At 45.9% G+C, this 10,869-nt stretch carries 8 protein-coding genes; 1 reads left to right on the top strand and 7 read right to left on the bottom strand.

Features of this window, described 5'->3' with window-relative positions; translation table 11 throughout:
- Positions 1–690 precede the first annotated feature (690 nt).
- Positions 691–2,052, bottom strand: a complete 1,362-nt coding sequence (gdhA, locus tag ACWB0I_RS08785) for an NADP-specific glutamate dehydrogenase (protein WP_479387683.1) — start codon at positions 2,050–2,052, stop codon at positions 691–693.
- Positions 2,053–2,586: 534 nt separating this feature from the next.
- Positions 2,587–3,507 (bottom strand): ornithine carbamoyltransferase, encoded by a 921-nt coding sequence (gene argF, locus ACWB0I_RS08780; RefSeq protein ID WP_479387682.1) that lies wholly within the window; start codon positions 3,505–3,507, stop codon positions 2,587–2,589.
- 677 nt (positions 3,508–4,184) lie between these two features.
- On the opposite strand from argF, the gene ACWB0I_RS08775 reads away from it, so the two are divergent.
- Complete coding sequence (locus ACWB0I_RS08775) at positions 4,185–4,814, top strand: DUF4097 family beta strand repeat-containing protein (protein WP_479387681.1); 630 nt, start codon at positions 4,185–4,187, stop codon at positions 4,812–4,814.
- Here ACWB0I_RS08775 and ACWB0I_RS08770 read toward each other — a convergent pair.
- From ACWB0I_RS08770 to glgX, 5 genes are all read right to left on the bottom strand, one after another.
- Positions 4,802–5,518, bottom strand: coding sequence for an HAD family hydrolase (locus tag ACWB0I_RS08770; protein WP_479387680.1), 717 nt, complete (start codon positions 5,516–5,518; stop codon positions 4,802–4,804). The two genes, ACWB0I_RS08775 and ACWB0I_RS08770, sit on opposite strands and share 13 nt — an antisense overlap.
- Before the next feature lie 46 nt (positions 5,519–5,564).
- Positions 5,565–5,915 carry a histidine triad nucleotide-binding protein gene (locus ACWB0I_RS08765; protein ID WP_479387679.1) on the bottom strand — a complete coding sequence of 117 codons (351 nt, stop codon included), beginning with the start codon at positions 5,913–5,915 and terminating at the stop codon, positions 5,565–5,567.
- A gap of 20 nt (positions 5,916–5,935) precedes the next feature.
- Positions 5,936–6,634, bottom strand: a complete 699-nt coding sequence (locus ACWB0I_RS08760) for an RsmE family RNA methyltransferase (protein ID WP_479387678.1) — start codon at positions 6,632–6,634, stop codon at positions 5,936–5,938.
- A gap of 70 nt (positions 6,635–6,704) precedes the next feature.
- Positions 6,705–7,661: a GSCFA domain-containing protein gene (locus ACWB0I_RS08755; protein WP_479387677.1), complete on the bottom strand. Its 957-nt coding sequence runs from the start codon at positions 7,659–7,661 to the stop codon at positions 6,705–6,707.
- Positions 7,662–7,663: 2 nt separating this feature from the next.
- Positions 7,664–9,781 (bottom strand): glycogen debranching protein GlgX, encoded by a 2,118-nt coding sequence (gene glgX, locus ACWB0I_RS08750; RefSeq protein ID WP_479387676.1) that lies wholly within the window; start codon positions 9,779–9,781, stop codon positions 7,664–7,666.
- Positions 9,782–10,869 lie beyond the last annotated feature (1,088 nt).

Raw genomic sequence — 10,869 nt, 5'->3', positions numbered from 1 at the left:
AGTATAAAAACCACGAATTTCACGGATTAACACGAAGATATTTGATGTAATTTAAATAAAAACAATAGGCAAATTTAAATAAAATTCGATAATAATACCTTTTTAGAGTGGACTCAAGAAATTGAATGATGAGAAAGCGAATGCAAGTGCGTTGAGTTTCGCTCGTTAATATCTAAATGTTTTAAGCGCTGCTAATTCATCAAGCAGAGTTTTAAGCGCTTGAAACTGGTGTGCTGAAAAAGTACTGCACAGATGGCCGGGATTTCCGGCCATTTTTGATTGTGTTGTTTTTTTGTAGATTATCTGAGGTGGATTAATCCTTGCTGCTGGCTGCCGGTGGAGTTCGATGTTTGCCCCTCCCAGGATGGAAACTTTTGTCTCCCCTCCTCCGGAGGGGACTAAGGGGTGGGTCAAAACCATTTAAAACCAGCAAAACCAACCATGGTTTTAATCTTTCATCTTTAATCTTACTTCTTTTTTCCTTTTTCTTTTTTCTTTTGAAAAGAACCCACCCCTAACGCCTTCCAGGAGGGGGACTTTGGGCGTGCCCTCCCAGGAGGGGAATTTGGGTTCGTCCCTCTCGGTGGGAAACTTTGTTGTACAGCATTGTTCATTTGGAAGAATAGAAAAGAGAAGTCTAAAATAGAAAAGGGGGCGTAATGCCCCCTTCTTTGGCGTTCGTAGAGGTGATTAAACGACACCCTGATCCAGCATGGCGTTGGCCACTTTCAAGAAGCCGCCAATATTGGCGCCATTAACATAATTACCAGGTGTGCCGTAGCGTTCGGCCGTTTCCACACAGGTTTTGTGGATGTTCTTCATGATATGATGCAGACGGTTGTCTACTTCTTCACGCGACCAGGGCAGACGCATACTGTTCTGTGCCATTTCTAAACCGGAAACAGCAACACCGCCGGCGTTGGCTGCTTTTCCCGGGCCGTAGAGAATTTTGTGATCCAGAAAAACTTTAACGCCTTCGATGGTAGTGGGCATGTTGGCGCCTTCGCTAACCAGGAACACGCCATTTCTAACCATGTTTTCAGCATCTTTGCCATTGATTTCATTTTGCGTAGCGCTGGGGAAGGCGCAATCGGCTTTAATATCCCACATGGGATTGTAATCCAGATTGGGATCGCGTGGCGTGTAAACAGCGCTCTTAAATTCTTCCGCGTACTCTTTAATCCGTCCACGACGTAAGTTTTTCAGTTCCATTACAAAATCTAATTTTTCACGCGTAATGCCTTCTTCATCATAAATGAATCCGGAGGAGTCAGACAGGGTAACGACCTTAGCGCCCAATTGAAGCAATTTTTCAACGGTGTACTGGGCTACATTGCCGCTACCGGAAACCAGACAAACTTTGCCTTCCAGGGTTTCGCCACGCGTGGCAGCCATTTCAGCCGCAAAATAGACAGAGCCGTAACCGGTGGCTTCAGGTCGAATCAGAGAGCCTCCCCAATTAATGCCTTTGCCGGTCAAGACACCGGTAAATTCATTTCTCAAGCGCTTGTACTGGCCAAAAAGGTAACCGATTTCGCGGGCGCCAACGCCAATATCGCCAGCCGGAACATCGGTATTGGGGCCAATATGGCGGAACAGCTCGGTCATGAAACTCTGGCAAAAACGCATGACTTCATTGTCGCTCTTGCCCTTGGGGTCAAAATCGGAGCCGCCTTTTCCACCGCCCATGGGCAATGTGGTTAAACTATTTTTGAAAACCTGCTCGAAGGCCAAAAATTTTAGAATACCCAGGTTAACCGAGGGATGGAAACGGAGACCGCCTTTGTAAGGACCAATAGCGCTGTTCATTTCAATCCGGAAACCGCGATTGATCTGCACTTCGCCCTGATCGTCCAGCCAGGGAACACGGAACATGATCACGCGTTCGGGTTCAATGATACGTTCCAAAATTTTGGCCGAGCGATATTCGGGATGGCGCTCGTAAACCAGAGCAAGAGATTCGGCTACTTCGAACACTGCCTGATGAAACTCAGGTTCGTTCGGGTTTTTTGCCTTGACTTCGGCCATCAAATTTTCAACAAAACTATTCATAACGACCTCCTAATAGTGAGATGATTTTAGTGTGTTTTTACAAAGCGCAACAAAAAAATGGATGTGATTTGCGATTGCCTCTTTTTCATGTTCAGCCAATCTTGATACTTTATTGATATAATTTACAAAAGTAAAAACAGATGCGAAAGGTAAGAAATTGTGATTTTTGTGTAGTAAAAATTATTACAAGGTATCCTGAATCTTACGTTGTCCGGCTCTGGAATCAAACAGGTTGGATACAGCAGAATTCAGCGGGACAGAGAAGGTATTTGAAATATCATGTTTGGGTTTCGGAATTTGCTCCGGTTTCCAGATCCTGCTCTTGCAAAGCGGTCGATGGGGAAAGGCCCAGGGTGGAATGGATTCCTCAGCCCCTGTGTTGGACTTTAGATTGGCAACAATTCATCTGGTGAAGCTTCCAGATTTACAAAATACCTATTAATACGTGGTTTTGACTGTGGTACTTGGATTAAGGAGGAGGGAAAAAACAAAGAAAACCTCCGGAAAGGGAATTCCTGGAGGTTTCCAAAGCAATCAGGCGTTGCACAGCAATTTGGCAATAATCGCTTTTTGAACGTGCATGCGGTTTTCGGCCTCATCGAAAACGATGGACTGGGGACCATCCAGCACCTCATCCGTAATCTCTTCGCCGCGATGGGCCGGCAGACAATGCATGACCAGGGCGTCTTTACGGGCATGAGCCATTAATTGGGCATTCACCTGATATGGCATGAAAATTTTGCGCCGTTTTTCGGCTTCACTTTCCTGGCCCATAGAGGCCCAGACATCGGTGTAAACCACATCTGCTTCTTTAACGGCTACTTCTGGGTCGTGTACGATTTCAATTTTGCTAACTCCAGAATCGTGAGCACGCGTAAGAGTTTCCGTGTCCGGCTCAAATCCCGAAGGCGAGCAGATTACTAGATGCATGGGCAGTTTGGAGGCCAGGTTGACCCAGGAGTTGGCCACATTGTTTCCATCGCCAATGTAGGTAATCTTGAGATCATTTAGATGCCCCCGTTTTTCCAGAACCGTAAAAATGTCGGCCATGATCTGGCAGGGATGATTGTAATCGGTTAAGCCATTGATCACCGGTACTGAGGCGTATTCGGCCAGTTCCAGCATGTGGGCATGATCGAACAAACGAGCCATGATAATGTCATTGTAGCGGGAAACCACGCGTGCAATGTCCTTAACGGCTTCGCGTTTACCTATGCCAATATCATTGGGACTTAAATAGAGCGCGTAACCACCTAAGTGGTACATGCCCGTTTCAAACGAAATACGTGTGCGGGCAGAGGGTTTGGCAAAAATCATGGCCATGGTTTTCCCTTTGCACAGATGATGTTCTTCACCCCGCCTGGTTTTTTCTTTTAGTTCTCTGGTTAAATCAAATATTTCCAGGAGTTCCTGTTGTGAATAATCTGCTATGGAAATGAAATCTCTTTTCATCATAACCTCCGCTTTTGGCAATGTTCATGTTTCATGTACAAAAACAATTTACTATTTTCTTGAATAAAATGAAACCAGAAAATAGCATATTCAAGCGGCTGGTGTGGGCTTTGACAAAGGGGGAGTAGGATACTTCGATACTTCCATTGTAAAATCTTGCGCAGGAACCGTTTTAACGGTTTACGCACTGTAAAAGTCCCGAAGGGACGAAATGATCATAGCCCGCCGTTTCAACGGCGGGAAAAACGAAACACATAAACATTGATTTTCCCAACAGGCCGAAACAGGAAACCGTTTCAACGGTTTACGATGGGATTGACAAAAAAGTCCCTAATTGTTGGTGAGATGAATGGAGCACAGGTTAATTCAATGTCCCGCAGGGACGGAATGACAGTTGACACCGGTTGTCCCCATCTTTTTGCAGCAACATGACGTTTTACAAAAAATTTAGAAATTCGAAATTGCCCACGCAGGGCGGCACGAGCCCTCACCGTCTGGAAACAATTAATCCTTTCAAAAAATAATTTGTAATTTTATTTAAAATTATCTTTTTGCGCCTTAGCGTTCTTTGAATCTCCCAGCAAAAATTAATTTTTTGGGGAATATTTCGTTTTTTGATTATATTTTAGAAACTAAACGAAAAAGAAATCGTCTTTTTAAAAAAAGACGAGGAGTCTGTCATGAAAAAACTTGTATTACTGTTAACCAGTGTTCTGGCCATTCTGGCCTGTACCGCAAAAATTAATGAGAGTATTACGGTTGAACCGAATAGTAAAGTTAACAAGGATTTAAACACTGTTAATGGAAATATTGTCATTGGAGAAAATAGTATTATCAATGGAGCCCTACGATCGATTAACGGGCGCATTGAACTTGGGGCCCATAGTCAGGTGGAAGATATTAAAACCGTGAACGGACAGGTACTGATTGATAAAGGCGCCAGAGTGCTGGAAGGTATTACTGTGATCAATGGTTCGGTCACCATCAAACCGCAGGCCGTTGTGACAAAAGATGTCAGCGCGATTAACGGTTCGATTCGTTTAGCCCGGGCGCGCGTCCTGGGCGATGTTAAAACCACCAATGGCGACATCTTTCTGGAACACAGGTCGCAGATTCTGGGTAGCATCGTCATCAAGGGTAAGAGTAAGGAACAGGATAAGCGTAAAGTTGAAATTTTTATTCGCGATAGCTCGCGCGTTAAATGCAATATTGAAAATCAGAGTAACCATACCAAAGTGGTGGTTTATCTGGATGGAACTTCTGGTATTGACGGCGATGTGATCCAGGCAGAGCTGGTTTATGAAAAATAGTGGATTAAATCCCTGAAGCGTTCCACCTTAAAATAGCGGCCTTCAACCGGCTCAATTTCTTCGAAATCCAGCTTCCAGGTATTGGAATAGGGAATGTAGATGGCGTACATCCCGACACGTAGTGCCGGATTAATGTCGGATTTTGGACTGTTGCCCACCATGCACGTTTCTTCCGCTTTCCAATTGTGTTGCTTCAATATTTGCCGGTACACGGCGTCTTCCTTTTCCGGTACAATAAAATAGCCATTTACCAGTTCATCGATTCCGGCATTGATGATTTTCTGTTCCTGTTCCTTAAAATCGCCTTTGGTCATTACATAGAGAGCGTATTTATCTTTTAAAAAATGGAGTGTTTCCAAAACGCCTTCAAATAATTGAGGATTGCGCGGATGGGCTTTAAATCGATCGACAATGGCTTTAAACTGCCGATAGTCGATGAGATTCTGGTAGCGTTCGTAAAGCACTTCCAGAATGTACACAAAGTTGTGGCTGCCGTAGCCGCGTTCTTTTACCACCCACAGTTCGAGCTCGTCAAACTCGTTTTGCAGCTTCTGGCGATCCAGACCTTTTTGCACCAGGAGATCAAGAAAATCATTGGTGGCTTTAATGTAATAGACATTGTTTTCCCATAAAGTGTCGTCGGCATCGAAAAGAATCTGTTTAATAAAAGTCAGTTTCAAAAGATTAACCTTTCCCCGGCTCATTAGCATTTTCAAGCACAGTAAAAAGCCGCCTTGCAGCGGCTTAAGATTAACCTGGAGGCCACATTAAACGGCGACCGCTGAGCAAATGCACATGAACGTGAAAAATACTTTGCCCGCTGTCTTTCCCTTCGTTAACCACCAGCCGAAATCCCTTTTCTTCCAGATGCAACTTTTTGGCTATTTGCCGCGCCACCTGTAACATCTTGCACAACAGGTAGCTATCGTCATCTGTAAAGGAAGAGACATTGGGTATGTGTTTTTTGGGTACAATGAGTAGATGAACAGGCGCTTGCGGATTGATGTCCCAGAACACAGCTACTTCATCGTCTTCGTATTCCATTTTGCTCGGTAATTTCTTTTCCAGTACCTGACAAAATACACAATCCTCTAATGACAAGGCGCACCTCCTGTATTGGTTTAGATGTATTGCTTTATGAACGAAATGGCCGAAATGGCTGCAGTCTCGCTCCGTAATCGGTTCGTTCCCAGTGAAAATCCCCTAAAGCCATTTTGCTCCAGTTCAGAAATTTCACTCGCGCTAAAGCCACCTTCCGGCCCAATGGCCAACAACAGCGCTTGCTTGGGTTCAATTGCCTTAACCACCTCTTTTAGCGCCGGATAGGTACGGTCGATGGCAGCCAATTTTATTTCGAAATTTCCGGCTGCCGTTAAAAACTCTTGAAACGACTGTAAAAAAGTAAGCGATGGAAAGTAAAAATGCAAGCTCTGCTTGAGAGCCTGGCGAATTATTTTCTTGAAACGCGCCTGGTTTGCGCTGAAATAGTTGGAATAATCGCTTCTGAAAATGATAAAATGACCCACTCCCAGTTCGGTTCCCTTTTCCAGAATGAAATCCAGACGATTTTGTTTGATAAAAGCGCAGGCCAGGGTAAGCGTAGGGGAGACAATTGGCATCTTCTCCTTTTCTATGATCTGCACCGTTAAGTGTGGTTTTAGCGTAGCAATGGTACCGGTGTAATGATGGCCCATTCCATCGGTAAAGTGGATGTTTTCTCCCTCTTTTTTGCGCAGCGTTTGTACGTGTTTACGCTCAAAGTCATCCAGGGTTGCCAGATCGTCCCTGATGGATCCCGGTTCAGCATAGAATAATTCCATAATTCAAATTTGAACAATAATTAGTTTCAATGCAAGCCATAAAGTTCACAAATGGCGCGGTGAGGAAAAACTAAAAGTGGCGCTCTTTAAGATAGGGGTATTTTTGTAAAAGCTGCTGACGTTGTTGTTCGGTTTCGGCTAGGAATCGATGGGCGCCGGACGACTGTGGATTGCGCAGCCGATGCGCAAGGCGTTTGTTAAAACGTTCTATTTCTCTGACGACCTGCAGAGTTTCCGCCTCAAAAAACATGTCCTGGAATTTTTCCCAGATGTAAGTCACAGCCTGTTGGTTGGGATGCGTTAAATTCGCTTCGTAAAAACGATAGTCACGCAAATCATCGAGCAGGATTTCGTAGGCCGGGAAATAAAAATGATTGTCTCCGGTCTCAAGCAGTTGATGTGTGGCCAGGATCAGAGTGGCCTTACTCTTCTGGTTTTGTACGAGACCATCCCGCAAATGGCGGATGGGGCTTACGCTAAAGATCACATTTAATTGCGCATTGAATTGCCGCAGGTCGTGTAAAAGTTGCGACCATTCCCGGACAATATCTGTCACCGAAACCAGTCGGCGCTCGAACTCTGTTTCCGGTATTTTGTGGCAATTGGCCACAATCGTCTTTCGTTTTTGATGAACATAAACAAAAGCCGTACCAAAGGTGATGATCAGCCAGCGGGCCTTTTTTAAAAATTGGTGAGCTTCGTGCAGTGCCTGATTGATGCGGGATAAGCAGTGCCGGGCATCGTGGTGTGAAAATGTACTGTGGTGCCACAAACTGTGCCACTCATCCTGATGAAAGATTAAATCCTTTTGCTCAAAAGTTTTATTTCCCATGATGAAACGCAGAGCCCGGGCAATAGAAAGCGGATTGTACAGCACACCAAATGGATTTTCCAGAACATCGAAGAAGCGTGTTTTGAGCAGGTGCGTTATGTTCTCAGCAAAACAGGAGCCCATGGTCACGATGGGATGACGGTGATCAATGGTCAGTCTGGCTTTTTGCACCTCTATTTCTGTGCGAAATTTCATCTTCACCTTCCAATTAACACGACGGATGAAAAAGGCTGCAGGATCAAATGCCGTTTTTTTAAGGGCGGTTCGTGCCCCTTCTCAAAAATATCTGCCGGCGGTTGGGCAGCCGTATTTATGAACACATGCCAGGAGCGTCCCCCTTTTACCCTGGGTAATTCAAAGGTCTGCGGGCGATCGCTGGCATTGAACATCAGGTAAACATCTTTCTGATTCAGGCGGGTTGCTCCCCTGTAAAGAACGCCCAGCCAGCGAGTTTCGGGATTTTCCCAGTCCGGTTGGTTCAGCTTTAAACCGTGCCAGCTCACTTCGGGCTCGCCGTCAATCTGGCGAATTTCGAATCGTTCGCGCTGGAACAGATCGTTCTCTTTCCGGAAATGGATCAACAGGCGCGTAAAACGCAACAGGTCACTATTCTGTTGGGCTAAGGCCCAGTTGACCCAGCTGATTTCGTTATCCTGACAGTAAGCGTTATTATTGCCCTGTTGTGTGCGCCCGAATTCGTCGCCGGCCAGCAGCATGGGCACCCCCTGAGAGAGGAGCAGGGCCGTCAGAAAATTGCGTTTTTGTCGGTTGCGCAGCTGGACAATGCCAGGCTCGGAAGAAGGGCCTTCATGGCCGCAATTCCAGCTAAAATTTTGATCGCTGCCATCGCGATTGTCTTCGCCATTTTCCAGGTTGTGCTTCTGATTGTAAGAGACCAAATCTTGCAGGGTAAAACCATCATGACAGGTCACAAAATTCACACTGTGGTAAGGTTCGCGTCCATCATCCTGGTACAGATCGGCGCTGCCGAACAGACGGGTGGCAAAGGCGCCCACCATGCCCCGATCGCCGCGGATAAAACGCCGCACGTCGTCGCGGTAACGGCCGTTCCACTCCATCCAGCGCTGAAAATGGGGAAAATCGCCTACCTGGTACAAACCGCCTGCGTCCCAGGCCTCGGCAATCAGTTTGGTTTTGGCCAGAATCGGGTCCTCAGCAATGCGTTCAATGAGCGGAGGATTGGCTAGAATTTCACCGTTTCGACCGCGACCCAAAATGGAGGCCAGATCAAATCGGAAACCATCCACATGCATTTCCATGACCCAATAGCGCAAGCTGTCCAGAATCATATCCCGCACCACAGGATGGTTGCAATTGAGCGTGTTGCCACACCCGGAAAAATTGAGGTAATCTCCGCTGCGGGCATCGATCATGTAATACACATGATTGTCAAAGCCTTTAAAGTGGTAAACCGGCCCGTCTTTACCGCCTTCGCCGGTGTGGTTAAAGACCATGTCCAGAATGACTTCGATACCGGCCTGGTGAAACTGCTTTACCATTTCACGGAATTCGTTCAAAATGGCGTTCTCATTCTGGCTTTTGGCTGCGTAGGCTGCCTTTGGCGCAAAAAAGGAGATCGGGTTGTAACCCCAAAAATCCAGCAATCTTCTACCATTTTTAGGATTAATGCGCTCATTGGCGGTCTCATCAAAATCGGTTACAGGCATCAGTTCAACGGCTGTAACGCCCAACTCTTTAAGGTATGGTATTTTTTCGGTTAAGCCCGAAAAGGTGCCCGGCTTCTTGCTTCCCGATGAGGAATGAATGGTGTAACCCCGGACGTGTAATTCGTAGATTATGGTGTCCTTTAAAGGCCTGTTCAAAGGGGCGTCCAATCCCCAGTCAAAATGGTTGCGGGGAATGGTAGAGATGCGAAAGGTGTGTCTTTTGCCGTCGCGCTCGATCTTAACCGGATGCCCCCATTTTTGCCCCCCACAGATAGCGCGCGCGTAAGGATCTAACAAAACAATGCGTTCGTCAATGGGATTGTGGGGACTGCTACCCCGCACCCGAAAGCCGTACTTTACTCCATGATCAAGACCGGTAACAAAAGCGTGCCACACATGACCGGTTCGATTGTACTTGGAGTCCAGCGGAAATTCGATGGCCGGTTCCTGTTTGCACAAATCGTACAACACAAGCCAGACCGATTGGGCGTAAGGCGAATAAACGGCAAAGTTAATGCCTCCGCGGACAATGCTGGCTCCAAAAGGAAATGGCTTGCCGCGTTGTATTTCGAAATCGGAGCCGATTAAAGAGAGGACTTCCTCTTCATGCGTCTTTTCTTTTTTCATAACTTCTTAATGTAATCATCTGTTTTGTTTAATATAGATCAAAATCGGATGTGGAGAAAAAAAATTTAGTGTGAAAGGCAGATGAGCGGATTAATGAATCAAACAATGAGAACACACCAGAGTTAAAATCCACAAAAGAAAATGAGTCGTGCGATTATCCATATTTACAATTAAAAATTACGAAATACGAATTGTTTTGTGAAAGGGCCAATTGTGACCAGGTGGTCAGGACACGAGCAGCTTTCATTCTGAATCCCGCTTCAGACGTAACTCGAGCTTTAGCTCGGGACTCTTGTAAAGGCCAATAAGGATTTCTCCACTCAGCGTTTCGCTTACGCTTCACATTTCGGTCGAAATGACACTTAGTGAAGGGCAGGTGCCGGCATGTCATTCTTCTCCCGCTTCAGCGGGAGAAGAATCCCTTACATGATCAAAGAGATTCCGGCTCTCGCCTGTGCTCGGCCGGAATGATACCTTTAGGGTCGATACCTGGCCATAAGATTTCTCCACTCTGCACATCGCTTTCGCTCCATGCATTGGTCGAAATGACAGTTAGTTGGCTTTATGCGCATCGTAACTCGAGCTTCAGCTCGAGACTTTTGGTAGAGCGAAGGAATGGCACTTTGTGAGGCCTCGTGCCGATGTGTCATTTCGATCCCCCGATTTATCTGGGCGAGAAATCCCTTACACTGTTTGGGGAAATCGTTCGGGCTAAAGATCAAACATTTAACATGGTTTTATCGGTGTTGAAAACAACTTCCTTTCAGCACCGTTTTCCCACCTCGCCCCGATTTTCAGGAGAGGGATTAAGTTGTGTGGGCTAAAACAGGGAATGTCATTTCCCATCGCCTGCCCGCCAAAATCGGTCTGTAAAATTAAAATTCTTCCTCTGTTAAACGCATGCCTCCCCTTTGTGACGACATAATTCCTCTCCTAAACCTCTAAGGCAGCAAAGCCGCAACCAAAAACAACCGCAGAGAGCACAAAGATTTAGAAAAAAAATAAAATTTATTGACATGTAAGGCTAAAACTCAGCAAAGCGGCACAATTTGCTCCCCCTTCCCTTTATTAAAAGAAGGGAAGGGGGC

The organism is Caldithrix sp. (assembly GCF_056497305.1).
The sequence above is the reverse complement of the archived record's forward strand: the minus strand, read 5'-3'. Positions and strand labels throughout refer to the sequence as shown.